10 protein-coding genes are annotated in these 15419 nt (G+C 60.9%); 6 read left to right on the top strand and 4 right to left on the bottom strand.

What is annotated here, in order from left to right; translation table 11 throughout:
- Nucleotides 1-60 precede the first annotated feature (60 nt).
- Nucleotides 61-399 (top strand): tryptophan synthase subunit beta, encoded by a 339-nt coding sequence (locus tag QNH97_RS00600; RefSeq protein ID WP_283555132.1) that lies wholly within the window; start codon nucleotides 61-63, stop codon nucleotides 397-399.
- Between the two features lie 293 nt (nucleotides 400-692).
- On the opposite strand, the gene QNH97_RS00595 is transcribed toward QNH97_RS00600, so the two are convergent.
- From QNH97_RS00595 to lapG, 3 genes are all read right to left on the bottom strand, one after another.
- The gene (locus QNH97_RS00595) at nucleotides 693-1046 is read right to left on the bottom strand and encodes a DUF6124 family protein (protein ID WP_283555131.1); all 354 of its coding nucleotides are present in this window, start codon (nucleotides 1044-1046) and stop codon (nucleotides 693-695) included.
- Between the two features lie 1151 nt (nucleotides 1047-2197).
- Nucleotides 2198-4144, bottom strand: coding sequence for a cyclic di-GMP receptor LapD (gene lapD / locus QNH97_RS00590; RefSeq protein WP_283555130.1), 1947 nt, complete (start codon nucleotides 4142-4144; stop codon nucleotides 2198-2200).
- A 14-nt stretch (nucleotides 4145-4158) separates the two neighbouring features.
- On the bottom strand, nucleotides 4159-4851 hold the full coding sequence (lapG, locus tag QNH97_RS00585) for a cysteine protease LapG (RefSeq protein ID WP_283555129.1): 693 nt from the start codon (nucleotides 4849-4851) through the stop codon (nucleotides 4159-4161).
- A gap of 202 nt (nucleotides 4852-5053) precedes the next feature.
- Here lapG and QNH97_RS00580 point away from each other — a divergent pair, with 202 nt between their 5' ends.
- The 5 genes from QNH97_RS00580 to QNH97_RS00560 all read left to right on the top strand — a co-directional run bounded on the left by QNH97_RS00580 (nucleotide 5054) and on the right by QNH97_RS00560 (nucleotide 12090).
- Complete coding sequence (locus QNH97_RS00580) at nucleotides 5054-5746, top strand: GntR family transcriptional regulator (protein ID WP_283555128.1); 693 nt, start codon at nucleotides 5054-5056, stop codon at nucleotides 5744-5746.
- A gap of 687 nt (nucleotides 5747-6433) precedes the next feature.
- Nucleotides 6434-7210, top strand: coding sequence for a DUF3050 domain-containing protein (locus QNH97_RS00575; RefSeq protein ID WP_283555127.1), 777 nt, complete (start codon nucleotides 6434-6436; stop codon nucleotides 7208-7210).
- Nucleotides 7207-8139: a diiron oxygenase gene (locus tag QNH97_RS00570; RefSeq protein WP_283555126.1), complete on the top strand. Its 933-nt coding sequence runs from the start codon at nucleotides 7207-7209 to the stop codon at nucleotides 8137-8139. The genes QNH97_RS00575 and QNH97_RS00570 overlap by 4 nt, the downstream gene beginning before the upstream one ends.
- Nucleotides 8140-8149: 10 nt before the next feature.
- Complete coding sequence (locus QNH97_RS00565) at nucleotides 8150-11575, top strand: non-ribosomal peptide synthetase (RefSeq protein ID WP_283555125.1); 3426 nt, start codon at nucleotides 8150-8152, stop codon at nucleotides 11573-11575.
- A gap of 32 nt (nucleotides 11576-11607) precedes the next feature.
- Nucleotides 11608-12090: an SRPBCC family protein gene (locus QNH97_RS00560; protein ID WP_283555124.1), complete on the top strand. Its 483-nt coding sequence runs from the start codon at nucleotides 11608-11610 to the stop codon at nucleotides 12088-12090.
- A 1171-nt stretch (nucleotides 12091-13261) separates the two neighbouring features.
- Here the strand turns inward: QNH97_RS00560 and QNH97_RS00550 are convergent.
- Nucleotides 13262-15142 carry a methyl-accepting chemotaxis protein gene (locus QNH97_RS00550; RefSeq protein ID WP_283555123.1) on the bottom strand — a complete coding sequence of 627 codons (1881 nt, stop codon included), beginning with the start codon at nucleotides 15140-15142 and terminating at the stop codon, nucleotides 13262-13264.
- Nucleotides 15143-15419: the final 277 nt, after the last annotated feature.

The following is a 15419-nucleotide window of genomic DNA, read 5'->3' as shown; positions in this document are numbered from 1 at the left end:
CTCCCCGCAGTTGGCCTATGCTGCCCAGCATGACGCCGCTTCATACATGAGGGATGCCCGATGTTTTATGTGCAACGCGATGCACAAGGCCTGCTGGCGCGCGTGGAAGCCGCCGCGTATGCCGAAGCCACCGAAACCCTGCCGGCCGACAGCCACGAGATCCAGGACTGGTTCGCCAACCAGGCGGTAGAAAACAGCCTCAAGCAACTCAAGCAGAGCGACCTGGAAATGATCCGGGTACTCGACGACTTGATCCAGGTGCTGACCAGCAAAGGCGTCATCCGCGTCACCGACCTGCCAGCCGCGGCCCAGGCCAAGCTGATGGACCGTACCCAGGCCCGGGAAGCCTTGGGCGGGTTGAGCCGGTTGATCGATGATGATGAGAAGGGCCTGATCTAACTACAAACGGCACAACCCAATTCCCGTGGCGAGGGAGCTTGCTCCCGCTCGGCTGCGCAGCAGTCGCAAAACCAGACAACGCAGTCTGCCTGAAAAACTGCTGGGGCCTGCTGCGCAGGCCAGCGGGAGCAAGCTCCCTCGCCACAGGGGATCGTGTTGTCTGGGCTGACGCCATCGCGAGCAAGCTCGCTCCCACAGTTGATCGGTATTGACCTCGATAGTCCGGCTCGACACAGACCCCGTGTGGGAGCGAGCTTGCTCGCGATGATAGTCCTCAATTCACCGCAGGCCTGTCAGCCCGCCGCTTGAACCTCCAGCCGATCCATCGCCCGCTCCACCAACAACTGCACCCCATCGGCCATCCGACTGATCGCCAGGACCACGCTGCGGCGTGAGCCGTCGACGTCGTCAGCCAGGTCGGCGGCGATGGCGCTGATGGACAGCAAGTCTTCGGAGGCATTGGCCAGAAGGGTTTCAGTGTCGATGTCTGGGGAAACCATGAAGAGCTGGGCGGTTGAGGGTTTTCCCGAGGCTTCATCGGTAGATTTGGGATTGAGGTAGTAGTCGAGGGCGCGCTCGGCGGCCTCATCGAGTTTTTTGGAGGCGTTGCCAGGACTTCCTGGCGGATTCGGAGTTACTTTGAACATTAGAGATTTCCTAAACAGTTAAGTGGAAACCGTCACCGTTCGCTTGCACGCGAATGAGGGTGGCGGCCTTACGCAGGTGTGCAAGACCGGGCCTGTTTAGGAAACCCAGCAGATCCAAGGATCTCCTGCGTGCAGCCGCCATAAAGCCAGTGGGCAGAAAAAAGCCCCTGAGCGATGTAGCGTCGCATCCTAAACAGTTTCTTCGGACTTGCACGTCCGTGTCACCGTTTTTTCAGTGACAAACCCAGACTAGCCACGAGGCAGACGCCGGACAAGTTCACCAAGTTCGCTACAACTCGAAGGAAATCTCCTAGGACCTTACTTTAGAGGGGGTGTATATCCGTTCTTTTCGTAACGGCTACTGGCGGTTCCGCTCTTACAGCGGCTCACTTTTGAGAAGCGCAAAAGTAAGCAAAACGCTTCATGCCCCACCACTCGGTGCCTCGCCTAGGCTCGGCATGCCCTCACTCCGGCATTGCTCCGTGGGCCGCCGCGAAGGGCCATCCATGGCCCAGCGCGGCTACCTCGGCATCCATGCCGAGGTGCCCACTGCGCAATGCCTGCGTTCGGCCAGCGTGGTTTAACGGGGCGCCCAAGATCAAAAGCCAAAGCAAGAGCAAGAGCGGGGCACATCCCGGCATTTACTTAGCTGACCCACCGCCATCGCGAGCAAGCTCGGCTCCCACAGGGATCGGCGGTGGACACTGATCTTGTAAACGACCAAAACCCATGTGGGAGCGAGCAAGCCCGCTCCCACAGGGGAAACGCGGTCCCAGTCAAGAACCAGGTCGGCTATAAGGCCGCCTCGCGTCGGACGTTGATCTCGGCGCCCCGTTAACCACGCTGGCCGAACGCAGGCATTACGCAGTGGGCATCCCGGCATGGATGCCGGGATAGCTGCGCTGGGCCATGGATGGCCCTTCGCAGCGGGCCCACGGAGCAATGCCGGAGTGAGGGCACACCGAGCCTAGGCGAGGTGCCGAGTGGTGGGGCAAAAAGCGCTTTGGTTACTTTCGCCTGGGCCGGCTTCCGGATTTTCGAAAGTGACTCGCCGTAAGGGCGAAACCATAAGTCGCCGTTACGAAAAGAACGGATATGTACTCGGTCAAAAGGGCGACAGGCCGGCTACCAGGCCGCCTCGTCAACAAGCCTCACCCCCACCGCCGAGGCTCCCCAACCAACTGCCCCTGCACCCCAAACAACCCCATCTCCCGAATCACCGCCAACTCCCCCTCCGTCTCCACCCGCTCGGCAATCAACGGCAAATCGATACTGTGGGCCGCGCGCTGGATAGCCTCGATGAACAAACGCTTATCACTTTCCTGATCAATGGCACGAATGTAACTGCCATCGATTTTCAAGTAAGCCAACCCCAGCCGAGACAAGTTGCCGATCATGCTGAACCGCCCACCAAAGCGCTGCAGGCTCAAGGAGAAGCCAAGCTCGCGCAGACGCCGGGTCAACTGCTCCAGCACCGCTTGCTCCGGCAATTGCTCTTCACCGATCTCCAGGGTCAAGCGCGGCCCGAGGTTGGAATGCGCCCGCAGGATCTCAAAGATTTTATTCAATGCCTGAGGATCGGCCAGGGTCGCAGAGGACAGGTTCAGCGCCAGGGACTGTTCGTGCCCAGCCATCTGCTTGAGCACCTGCTCAAGCATCAGGCGGTCCAGGCGCGCAGTCCAGCCAAAGCGCTCCAGCCAGGGCAGGAAGCGCCCAGCGGGAATGGTCTGGCCCTGCTCATCCAGCAACCGCGACAGAACTTTGTAATGCAACACCACTTGGGTGTCCTGAGCGGCCACCACCGGTTGGAAGTACAGCTCAAAACGCTGATGACTCAAGGCCTGGTCGAGCAATGTATGCCAGGCATGGTGATCGTCGCCAACGCTAGCCGATGCACTATGGTCCAGACAGGCCCAACCCGGCTCGCCCTGGCTTTCGGCCTGGGCCAGGGCCTGGTCGCCGAGCTGGAGCACCGCTTGCGGCGCGTCGCCATGGATGAACGGCGCCAGCCCGATGGAGGCCACCGAGGCCACGTCGGTCGCCCCAGTGGCGTGCAGGCTCGCCAATGCAGCCTCGAGGTTCTGCGCCAATTGCAGCGCTTCGTCACGCACCAGCCCTGGCGCAAGCACGGCAAACTCCCCGCCGCGAATGCGCGTCACCAGGTTCTGGGTTTCCGGATACCGGGCGCACTCACGCAGCAATTGCTCGCCCACGGCCTTGAGTAACTGGTCAGTGCGCTGCCCGCCCAGCCGCTGGTTCAAACCGGCCAGGTCCTTGACCCGCAGCAACAGCAGATAACCGGAACTGGCCTGCTCCGGATTGCTCACCCGGGCGTTGAGCTGCATTTCGAAGTAGCGCCGGTTCGCCAGCCCCGTCAGGTTGTCCTGATAGGACTCGACCCGCAGTTTCTCGCTGCGTTCGGCCTGCTCCTGGAACAACGCCTTGAGCTTCTCGACCATCTGGTTCATCGCCTGCACCACCCGGCGCAGTTCAGGGGTACGGGGCAGTTCCGGCAGGCTCAAGAATTCGCGCCGGGCGATGGCATGGGATTGATGCACCATGTAATCCAGCGGCTTGAGCTGGCGACGCAGCAGCAAGGCCCCCAGCACCGCGCTCACGGCGCCGCACAGCAGCAACCAGCCCAGGCTGCCAAGCGCGCTCTGCCAGAGCTTGGCGAGGGCGAACATCGGGTGGCTGACCACTTCGACCCGCGCCGCCTGCTCCCAACCACGGCTGACGATGGCATCGCCGCCGGCCGGCTCCAGGCCGATGAGCTTGATGAACCACTGCGGCACGCTGCCGGCGTCGGGCGTGCCGGTGCGCTCCACCAGGGTCTTGTCGGTCGCCACGTCGACCACCCGGATGCTGGCGTAATAGCCGCTGTCGAAGATCGAGCTGACCATCAGCTCCACCATCGCCGGGTCGTCGATGTTCGGCGTCAGCGACAGCGCCAGCGCCGTAGCCGCGTCCTGGGCATGGGAGCGCAACTGGTTGACGTACTGGGCCCGCGAGCTCTCCAGGCTGACCATGAAGCTGCCGCTGAAGGCAACCACCAGGAACAGACAGATAGCGATCAACAGCTGTTTGAACAAGGACATCTGAGCGCGCGCTCCTAGTTAGTCGTCTCGACCGGAAAACCTTCGGCCTGCATTTTCTTCAACACATCCTGCCACCGGGACAGGCGCTTGGTGTCACCCACTTTTTTGTTGCCCTTGGCACCCGGCAGCCACAGCCCTTCGGCATTGAAAGAGTAGACCGGCAGCAGGTCGGTTCGCTGGCTGGCCGGCTGGATGCCGTCGATCAGGCTGTCGAGTACCAGCGGCATCGCCTCGGGGGTGGCGTAGTAGGTGAGCACCATGTGCGCACGGTTCTGCCGCAAGGCCTTGACGTAGGTGATGCGCAGCTTGTCACTGGAGACCCCGAGATGACGCAGGCTGAAGTACTTGGCGATGGCGTAGTCCTCGCAATCGCCGGCACCCTTCCACAGGGCCTGGACCGGCGTTTCCCAGTAATCGACCTCACGCCACAAGTCGATGTCTTCCACGTAGCGCACCTGCTTGTTGAAGAACAGGTTCACCACCTTGAGCTGTTCGAGCTCCGGAATCTGCTTCTGGGTCGCTAACAACTGCTGCCACGCGTCGATGCGTTGTTGCCCTTCGCCCAGCGGACCATATAACGCTTGCGCCCGTCGGCTGATCTGCGCAAAGTCCCAGTCAGCCTGCAGACCGCCCAGCAGGAGGCCGGCCAGCAACAATGCCGAACACAACCAGCGCAAGGACCTGAGGACAGGAGAAGGTGCAGCCAAGGGAGGTACGTCCGAAAAGGGCCGTTGGAAATTCGTTGGATGGTGAAGCCTGGCCCGACAAAAAACAATGGCAGGGTGCAATCACCGCAGGCAGGCTAAACTTTAGCTCAGGAACCGGGACCGCGATATTTTGACGGCTTGGCAATCTGTAACTAATGTTCGCTTGGATCCAATTCGCCATAACCAGTCAGGGTGCGTTGTCGTGACACAGAAGCCCAAACCGCTCAGCACTATCCAGGTCAACGGACCCATTCCCTCTGACCAGGCACGCTCGATCATCGAAGAATCCCTGCGCGAGGCCATTCTCGATGGACGCCTGCCTTGCGGCACCGCCCTGCGCCAGCAGGAGCTGGCGGACCTGTTCGGCGTAAGCCGCATGCCGGTACGCGAGGCGTTGCGCCAGCTCGAGGCCCAATCACTGCTCAATGTGGTTCAGCACAAAGGCGCCGTGGTAGCGCCGTTGATCACCAACAATGCGGTCGAGACCTACGCCCTGCGTTCGGTCCTGGAGTCTTTCGCCTTGCGCCTGTCCATTCCGCTGCTCGATGACAGCGATCTGGTCCTGGCTGCCCAGTACATCGAACAGTTGGAAACAGAAACTGTGCATGCAGAGATCGGCAAGCTCAATCGACTGTTTCACATGTCGCTTTACCATAAGGCCCCCAACGGGAAACTGCTGGACCTGATCGAGCGCGAGCTCAATGAAGAAGAGCGTTTTCTGCGCTTTCATCTGTCGTCCATGGGGCTGGGCAAGTTGAGTCAGGACGATCACCGCGCATTGCTCGACGCCGCACGCGCCAAAGACATCGATAAAGCCATTGTCTTGCTGGAGCGCCACCTGGAAAAAGCCTCCGTCACCATGCGCCGGTATCTGGAGCAGCAGTCAAATCGTTGATCCCACGCCGGCGGTCCCGCCGGCGTAAAAACTTCTTACATATCCTTCCAACCGCACTCTCGCCTGCCCGGCGTGGCCTGACCGTGCCTGCAGCGCATTGGTCCACCAGTTCAATGGCACTGCCAACGATTTGGGCTCACTCTTGCGCTTGTCGATTCAAAAACAGACCTGAAGAAGTCAGCGCCTGGCCATAGACCAGGCGAATCGAAGCCAATACGCAAGGAGCGTCGCCCAACTGGCGGGATGATCGGTGGTCCGACCGGTGTCCCTCCCTTAGAAGCCAAATCTCTTAATTCCCCTGATCCCTGAAGTGCTCCGAGCGAGGCATTCGCTCGAACTATTCGATTCTGATACCCCTAAATCGGAAGGAGCCTCTTCGCCTGAATAAAACTTATATAAAAAGTTTTAATACCCCACTTCGCGCCCAATAAACTTGCCACTTTAAATAATTAAAAAAACCCTTGCCGCTTACTTGTCTTGTGTATTAGTTTTTTATTCGTCGAATTGTTATCGCCTGTGTCCGCTTCCGACACAGGCGTCAAAATCAAGCATTACAAGCCGACAACACGCATTAAAAGCCACTACTTGAGCATTTGGGTAATTCATGGACTTCGGTTCAGGCGCCCGTTCGCCTTGATAAAGAACGGGCAACTTTCCGAACACAACATCATTGATGAGGACGTTCCAATGCAGCCAACCAAAGAACAACTATTTCTGAAAAAGCATGAACTTGGCCAACACCCGGTTTTTTCCGAAATAACATCAATCGATCTGTTACGCCGCTTTATGGAAAGCCACGTCTTTGCCGTATGGGACTTCATGTCACTGACCAAACGGCTGCAACGCGAGCTGACCTGTGTCCACCTGCCCTGGCTGCCGCCGGCGGACCCACACGCTGCACGCCTGATCAACGAAATTGTCTTGGGCGAGGAATCGGATGATCGCCCCGGTGCCGGGTATTGCAGCCATTTCGAACTGTATCTGGACGCCATGCGGGAGGTCGGTGCAGATACCCGTGCGATCGAGCAGTTCATCACTCTGCAGCAGGAAGGTGTCAGCCCCGAGACGGCACTGGAAAGCGTCGAGGTGGAACCTGCGGCGGCGCGCTTCGTTCGCCAGACGCTGCACACCGCCCTGCACGCCCCGGCCCACAGCGTGGCCGCCGCCTTCGTGCATGGTCGCGAGAGTGTCATCCCACAGATGTTCCAGCGCATGCTGGACGCCTGGGGCATTGGCCTGGATCAGGCGCCGACGTTTCGTTATTACCTGCAACGGCACATCGAGGTCGACTCCGAAGACCACGGCCCGGCGGCGGAAAAACTGCTGGCCCGGCTGATCGACGGCGACCCCCAGCGCGAAACAGAGGTGCTGGCTGCCGCTCTCGCCGCCGTTCAAAGTCGCGCGGCGCTGTGGGACGGGCTGCGTCAGAGCATGGCTCAACCCGTTGCACAGGTGACGCCATGAACGCCGTCGAATACCAATCCTTTGCCGACGCCTGGGAAAGCCGCGCCACCATCCGCACCCGACCACGGCGCCGGGTGGAAGACGACGACAAGCTGATCTTCCCCATGAGCCGTCAACCGCTGGTGCACAGCCAGACCTTTCTCAGTCATTGCCCGCAACTGCGCGATTTTGTGCTGGTGCAGAGCCTCTACAAGTTCATCAACGACGTGGTGATTTTCGAGACTGAATTGGTGGACCACACCGCCCGACGCATCGCCAAGAACAGCTTCGGCATCGAATTCCCCTTCGCCTGCCGCTATGACGCAATGACGGTGGTGGTCGACGAGGATTATCACGCACTGGTGGCGATGGACTTCATGCAACAGACCATCGACATGACCGGCATCGCACCGATCCCGCTGCCTTCGCAGATTGAACTCAGCCGCGCGATTCCCGCGACACTGGCCCAGGCGCCGGAGCATTTGCTCAGCGCCATGGAACTGATCTGCATCGCCATCGCCGAAAACACCGTGACCAACGAAGTGGCCGCGTTCGCTCGCGATGATTCGGTCAAGGCTTCGATCAAGGGCTTGATGGCCGACCACTTGCTGGACGAGGGCCGGCACTCCGGTTTCTGGACGCGGTTGGTGCAGATCTACTGGCGCACCGCGCCCGAAGAGGACCGCGAGGCACTTGCGCGCTTGCTGCCCGGTTTCATCGCCCAGTACCTGGCGAGCGATCTGCAGCAGGCGTTCGATTGCGCACTGATCACCCACCTGCCCGTCGACGAATCGGTGCGCCAGTCGCTGCGTGAAGACGCCAGTGCGCTGGCCTACCCCATCAATCGTTTTCACCCGTTGGTGGGCAACATCACACGCTTTTTGCGCAGCAGCTCCATGCTCGCCTCCCCCTGCGTGCGCGACGCCATCGCCGACTACCTGACCCCATGAGGATCCTCCAATGAGACGCCTCGAAATTGCAGTGTCTGGCACAAGCCAGGCCATGATCGAACTGGCCCAGGAACTTGAACTGCACGGCCATGGGGTCGTCGTTCATGAATCGTTGGCCCGCCACGATGCGGTGGATGTGCTGATCGACGACGGTACGCTGTCGAGCGTCATCCACGCCCGGCTGCGCCTTCAGGTGCGCGTGGCATTGCCGGCAATGCCCGGTCAGGCATTGCCGCAACCGGTGGTGGTGTTCCGCGACGGTGGGCAGCGGCTATTGTCGCGACAGGCCATTGCCGAGCACAGCGACGGCAACGGCCAGTCCCTAAGGCTGCGTACGCTGGCGGCGGTGGTCGAGGACGGTGCGCGGCTGGTCAGCCAGTTTTCCCGGGATGAAGCCTGCTTCGATCACTGGCCAACGGTGCCGGCTGACGCAGCCGATCAACCGTTGCAGGCACTCGATGCGCTGGAGCCACTGGCCTTCGAGCACCGTTTCAACCGGCCGCCAGTGCCCTGGCTATTGGCCGCGGCCGAAGTGCCGGTGATGCACAGCATCGAACAGCGCATGCTCGATGACGCGACGCAACCGGCCCTGTGGGTCGAGGGCCGGCTCACCGACTATAAATCCTTGCGTGGCCTGGCGCTGAGGTTGCAGCACGCCATGCTGGAAAAGCTCCGGCAAGCCTCCGACCAACCGCTGGTGATCGGCGTTTGCCTGCCCAAGTCGTCACACCTGTACGCAGCGATCCTGGCGGTGCTGGGTTGCGGCGCCGTGTACCTGCCGCTGGACCCGCAACACCCGGCGCAACGTCGGCGCTTTATCCTGGAGAACGCCAGGGCGGGCCTGTTGCTGCATGACGGCGACAGCGACTTGGACGACCTCGTGCTGCCGACGCTGAACGTGCATCGGTTGCCGGCGTCCAAGCCCGGCATCCCCGTCTCGCTGATCCGTCGGGTGACGGGTATCGACGAGCCGGCCGTGGCGATCTACACCTCCGGCACCACCGGCCAACCCAAAGGCGTGTTGCTCAGCCATCGCAACCTCAGCCATTTCTGCGCCTGGTATGGCGACTATGTCGGCTTGCAGCGCGACAGTCGGGCGCTGCAGTTTTCCACCATCAATTTCGACGCATCGCTGTTGGATATTTTGCCGACCTTCATCCAGGGCGCGTTACTGGTGGTCCCCAGCGAAGACCAGCGCCGCGATCCACAGCAATTGGTGGAGCTGATGGGCGCACAGCAAGTGACTCACGCGTTCCTGCCGCCAGCGCTCCTGAGCGTGATGCCACTGGACGCGCCGATGGGCCTGGCGCATCTGATTACCGGTGGCGATGTCTGTGAGCCCTTCGTGATCGAACAGCTCGCGCCGCAGTGCAGGTTCCACAATATTTATGGTCCGACCGAAACCACGGTGCTGGCGACGACGCGGCAATTCGGTGTCGGCGACAACAATCGTAATCTCGGCGTGCCCATCGCCAATGGTCGGGTGCTGATTCTGGACGAACAGCTGCAACCGGTACCGCAAGACACGCCGGGCGAGCTGTACATCGCCGGGCCGGGCGTGGGCCTGGGTTACTTGAATGACCCGACGCTGACGGCGACCCGTTACCTCAACTTGACGCTGCCCGCCGGGCAAACCTTGCGGGTGTATCGCACGGGCGATATCGCCCAGTGGACCGACAGCGGTATCGAACTGAGCGGGCGCCGGGATAACCAGGTGAAAATCCGTGGCTTTCGGGTCGAGCCCGAGGAAATCGAGCACTGCCTGCGGGAAAGCCAGTTGTTTCGCCAGGTGGCGGTGGGGGTCGATGAGCGGCGGCGGATCCTGGCGTTTCTGGTCCACCCCAAGGAGGACCGCCCCGGCGCTGCCCTCCAGGCCTTGCGCGAGCATGTGCAAAACACGCTGCCCAGCTACATGCACCCGGCGGCCTATGTCGAATTGCCCTGCCTGCCGTACACCACTAACGGCAAGGTCGATCGTCGGGCGTTGCTGGCAACCGCGGTGCAGGTCCATGTCGGAAGCCAGCGGCGCCAGCCGCAGAACGCACTGGAAACACAGTTGCAGCAACTGTGGGCCGAGCTGCTGGAACTGCCGGTCGAAGACATTGCCACGGACGAAAGTTTCTTCAATCTCGGTGGGCATTCGATCCTGCTGTCGCAACTGTTGTTGAGCATCCGCCAGACGTTCGGGCGCAGCTTGTCGATCAATCGTTTCATTGAAGCGCCCACGCTGATGACCTTGGCGCAGTTGTTGGACGATTCCGGGCAGAGCAGCGCATCGACCCTCAGTCCCCAGGCCTTCATCGATGCCGAAGCCGAGCTCAACCTCGAACCGTTACCCATCAGCCAGTGCGGTGATGTGCACAAGGTGGTGGTGACCGGTGCCAACAGCTTTCTCGGCGTGCACATCGTCGAGGCGTTGCTGGCCTGGGGCGCCACCGAAGTCGCCTGCCTGGTGCGCGCATCCGCTGGGCAAAGCGCGGCTGAACGTTTTTCCCAGGCCTTGCAGGACAATCGCCTGTCGCACCTGGACCTGAGTCGCGTCAGCGTCTACGCCGCCGACATCACCCAGCCGCAGTTGGGTTTGGCGGATGACGTCTACGCCCGCATCGACCGCACCTTCGGCGCGTTGGTGCATAACGCGGCCCACGTCAATCATGTGCTCGACTACGCGTCGCTGGCGCGGGACAACGTGGAGCCGATCTTCGAATGCCTGCGCCTGTGTGAAGGGCGCAGCAAGAAGATCTTCAACTTCGTCTCCACGCTTTCGGCCTCCAGCGCCCTGGACGCCAATGGGCAGGTCCTGGAGCAGCCCGCCGCGAAGACGCCGCCGATCTACATCAAGAACGGCTACAACCTGTCGAAATGGGTCGGCGAACGGATCCTGCAGCGGGCCCGCGAACGTGGCGTGCTGGTCAATCTGTTCCGTCCCGGCAACATCAGTTTCAACAGCCTGACCGGGGTCTGCCAACCGCACAAAAACCGCTTGATGCTGATGCTCAAGGGCTCGATTCAACTCGGTCAGGTGCCGGACCTGTCGCTCAATTTCGACTTGATGCCGGTGGATTTCCTGGCCCGCTTCATCGCCTTCCACGCCAGCCGCTACCAGCCGACGCACGCGGTGTTCAACCTGCACAACCCCGAGCCGTTGAGCTGGGACGCCTATGTGGCGTCGTTCCGCGACAGCGGCCGGGAGTTTTCGTTGGTGAGCGTCGCCGACTGGCAACAGCAATTGGGCCGAGTCGATGCCGACAACGCGCTGTTTGGCGTGCTGGGTTTCTACCTCAACGGCTTCGAGGAAGACATCGGCGACATCTCGCTAATCAGCCACGACAACGCCCGCGCCGGTGTCCGGCAGATGGGCGCTTGCTACCCGGAAAAATCCCCGGCCCTGCTGCGCCGTGGCGCCGACTACCTCAAGGCCATCGATTTCATCTGAAGCACCCTCAATTGAAAACAAGGAGCAAGACCATGAGTGCATTTCAACCCGACACCCTGATCAAAAACCCCCACGCCTGCCAGGTCGAAACCTCGGTGGAAGTACCGGCCGACGCGGCGCGTGTCTGGGAAGTGGTGGGCGATTTTGGCGGATTCAACCGTTTTATTCCGGCGCTGGAGCGTATCGAAATGACCGGCGACGGCGTGCGGTCCCTGCGTAAGAAGTTCTTCCGCGACGGCCAGAACCTGGTGGTGGAACAGCTCAACAGCCGTGACGACCAGGCCATGCACATGACCTGGACGCTGATCTACAACACCCTGGGCATCGACAACCTCTGGGCGGCCATGCGCGTCGAGCCCCTGGCGGACAACCGCTGCCGCGCCACCTGGACCATCATCGCCGACCACACCGACGCCCATACGCCGTCGGGATTCAGGGATTTCCTGCAAGGGTTTGCCGATGAGGCGATGGGGAATGTGCAGGGGATGTTCGCCGAAGGCATAACCCTTCCCTGAGGTGGGGGGTAATGTTGTTCACTTAAGGCAATCGACAAACCCCGTGGCGAGGGAGCTTGCTCCCGCTGGGCCGCGAAGCGGCCCCAAAACCTGCCAAATGCGGAGCATCAGACACACCGCACCCGCCGGTTTACGACTGCTTCGCAGCCGAGCGGGAGCAAGCTCCCTCGCCACAGGGATTGGGTTGGCTTGAGGTTCAAGCATTGGGCTGAGCGGCCTGTGCTGCATTGAAGATCGCCATCGCGAGCAAGCTCGCTCCCACATTGAGTTGCAGTGAACCCAAGATCCAGGCTCACCGCCAATCCTCTGTGAGAGCGAGCCTGCTCGCGAAAGCGGTGGGTCTGTTGGCGGTGCTGGTGGCTTTACCGACGCCATCGCGAGCAAGCTCGCTCCCCCATTGAGTTGCAGTGAACCCAAGATCCAGGCTCACCGCCAATCCCCTGTGGGAGCGAGCCTGCTCGCGAAAGCGGTGGGTCTGTTGGCGGTGCTGGTGGCTTTACCGACGCCATCGCGAGCAAGCTCGCTCCCCCATTGAGTTGCAGTGAACCCAAGATCCAGGCTCACCGCCAATCCCCTGTGGGAGCGAGCTTGCTCGCGAAAGCGGTGGGTCTGTTGGCGGTGCTGGTGGCTTTACCGACGCCATCGCGAGCAAGCTCGCTCCCACATTGAGTTGCAGTGAGCCCAAGATCCAGGCTCACCGCCAATCCCCTGTGGGAGCGAGCTTGCTCGCGATGGCGGTGGATCAGTGCCGCTGATGTTGCCTGTGCCGCCGTCATCGCGAGCAAGCTCGCTCCCACATTGAGTTGCAGTGAACTCAAGATCCAGGCTCACCGCCAATCCCCTGTGGGAGCGAGCTTGCTCGCGAAAGCGGTGGGTCTGTTGGCGGTGCTGGTGGCTTTACCGACGCCATCGCGAGCAAGCTCGCTCCCACATTGAGTTGCAGTGAACCCAAGATCCAGGCTCACCGCCAATCCTCTGTGAGAGCGAGCCTGCTCGCGAAAGCGGTGGGTCTGTTGGCGGTGCTGGTGGCTTTACCGACGCCATCGCGAGCAAGCTCGCTCCCACATTGAGTTGCAGTGAACCCAAGATCCAGGCTCACCGCCAATCCCCTGTGGGAGCGAGCTTGCTCGCGATGGCGGTGGCTCAGCTTGCGGTGATGTCAGCTAAGGCCTCAGATCTTGAAGCTGTCCACCAGTTGCTTCAACCGATTGGCCTGTTGCGACAAGGCATCGCAATCCTTCAGGGTTTCATTGAGGTTGGCCACGCTTTGCTGGTTCAACAGGTTGATGTGGCTGACGTCCATGTTCAGGGTTTCCACCACGGCGGTCTGTTCTTCGGTCGCGGCGGCCACCGACTGGTTCATGCCGTCGATTTCGCCGATGCGCTGCGTCACGCTGACCAGCCGCAACCCGGCCTGGTTGGCGACTTCCACGCTTTCTTCACTGGACGCCTGGCTGGCGTTCATCGTGGTCACCGCTTCACGGGAGCCGACCTGCAGCGAGGTGATCATCTTGTGGATTTCTTCCGCCGACTCCTGGGTGCGATGCGCCAGGTTGCGCACTTCATCGGCCACCACCGCAAAACCGCGTCCGGCTTCACCGGCACGGGCCGCTTCGATGGCCGCGTTCAAGGCCAGCAGGTTGGTTTGCTGGGAGATGCCCTTGATCACGTCCAGGATGTGCCCGATGTTATCGGTGCTGGCGTTCAGTGTTTCGATCTGGTTACACGAGAGGCTGATTTTCTGCGACAGCTCGGTCATGGCCTGGATGGTTTTTTCCACTACCTGGCGCCCATCGTCAGCCTGCTCGCTGGCACCGCTGGCGTGTTGTGAAGCGTCGGCGGCGTTGCGGGCGATTTCCTGGGTCGCGGCGCCCAGCTGGTTGATGGCCGCGGCTACGCTGTTGGTGCGGGCGCTCTGTTCATCCGAGCCGACGAGCGAGGCGTTGGACGAAGTCATTACCCGCTGCGACAGGTCATGCACCTGCCGTGTCGCTGAGGATACTTCGGAAATCGAAGCGTGAATCCGCTCCACGAACTGGTTGAACGAGCCACCCAGCACCGCGAACTCATCCTTGCCCTGCACGACCAGGCGCCGGGTCAGGTCGCCTTCGCCCTGGGCGATGTCCTGCATGGCGCGGCCCATGGTGGTCAACGGACGCATCAACACCTGGATCAACATGCTCAGCAGCAACGCAATGGCCGCCACCGCGACAAACATCGCAATCAACGCGGACGTGCGGAACTGGCTCAGCGGTGCGTAGGCTTTGGCCTTATCGATCGACAGACCGATGTACCACTCAGCGTTCGGCAGGCCAGTGACCGGGGTAAACGAAAGAATGCGGTCCTTCCCGTTCAGCTCAACCTCCTGGATGCCTTTGCCGATGCGCACCGGCGTGCCGGGGTAGATGTCCTTGAGGTTCTTCATCACCTGGTCTTTGTCCGGGCTGACGATCACCTGACCGTCGCCGCTGACCAGGAACGCATGGCCGATGCCGCCGAAGTCCACGGAGTTGATGATTTTCACCAAGGTTTCCAGGCTCAGGTCGCCACCCACCACACCGAGCAATTCACCTTTGTGCTTCACCGGCAGCGCGATAGTCACCACCAAGCCGCCGACCGCCGCGAGGTAGGGGGGGGTCAGCATGGTTTTATCGGTGGTAACGGCCTGCTTGTACCAGGGCCGTTGGCGCGGGTCGTAGCCGTCGGGCATTTTTGCGTCAGGACGCTGGGTGAAAACACCGTTGGCCTGGCCCACGTACGTGAACTGGAAATTCGACGTCAGCGCCGGCTGATCGACAAGCCCCGGCAAATCGGCACCGGTGCCCTGATGCGCGATGTTCTGCGCCAGGTTTTCCAGCACCAGTATCCGCCCACTCATCCAGTTCTGGATGCTGCTGGCCGTCAGGTCACCGGATTGCTCGATGGAGGACTCGAGGCTACGGGCGATGGTATTTCGCTGCAAATAATCGTTGTAGAGCGTGAATAGGGCAAAGGCTAGAACCACCACACCCGAGGCGGCCAGAAGGATTTTATGGCTGAACTTTAGATTCATCGACGGACTTCTTATGCAAAGAGTAGGGATGCATTCCAGTTGCAATATTTCATGTGAAAAGCACGAGCAGGCATTCTGCCATGCTCCACTTTGGTGCACGCTTACTATTCTTTCGGCAAGCATCAGGAAAAAATGAGGGTTATATGAAATTGACCGACGAGGGGTAGAAGCACAAAGCGCGGCCACCTTCAGCGGCCGGTGAACGGTGGTTGCAAATTTGCCACCTCCTGATGACAATGCGACCTATTATCATTTGTGATAGCCAGGCCGTCGCGTT

Origin of the sequence: Pseudomonas sp. G2-4 (genome assembly GCF_030064125.1) — a bacterium.
Lineage (GTDB): Bacteria > Pseudomonadota > Gammaproteobacteria > Pseudomonadales > Pseudomonadaceae > Aquipseudomonas.
The sequence above is the reverse complement of the archived record's forward strand: the minus strand, read 5'-3'. Positions and strand labels throughout refer to the sequence as shown.

Coding starts and splice junctions, on each gene's coding strand:
- QNH97_RS00560 (WP_283555124.1), top strand. CDS start 11,608: ATGAGTGCATTTCAACCCGACACCCTGATCAAAAACCCCCACGCCTGC.
- QNH97_RS00565 (WP_283555125.1), top strand. CDS start 8,150: ATGAGACGCCTCGAAATTGCAGTGTCTGGCACAAGCCAGGCCATGATC.
- QNH97_RS00575 (WP_283555127.1), top strand. CDS start 6,434: ATGCAGCCAACCAAAGAACAACTATTTCTGAAAAAGCATGAACTTGGC.
- QNH97_RS00600 (WP_283555132.1), top strand. CDS start 61: ATGTTTTATGTGCAACGCGATGCACAAGGCCTGCTGGCGCGCGTGGAA.
- lapD (WP_283555130.1), bottom strand. CDS start 4,144: ATGTCCTTGTTCAAACAGCTGTTGATCGCTATCTGTCTGTTCCTGGTG.
- QNH97_RS00570 (WP_283555126.1), top strand. CDS start 7,207: ATGAACGCCGTCGAATACCAATCCTTTGCCGACGCCTGGGAAAGCCGC.
- QNH97_RS00550 (WP_283555123.1), bottom strand. CDS start 15,142: ATGAATCTAAAGTTCAGCCATAAAATCCTTCTGGCCGCCTCGGGTGTG.
- QNH97_RS00595 (WP_283555131.1), bottom strand. CDS start 1,046: ATGTTCAAAGTAACTCCGAATCCGCCAGGAAGTCCTGGCAACGCCTCC.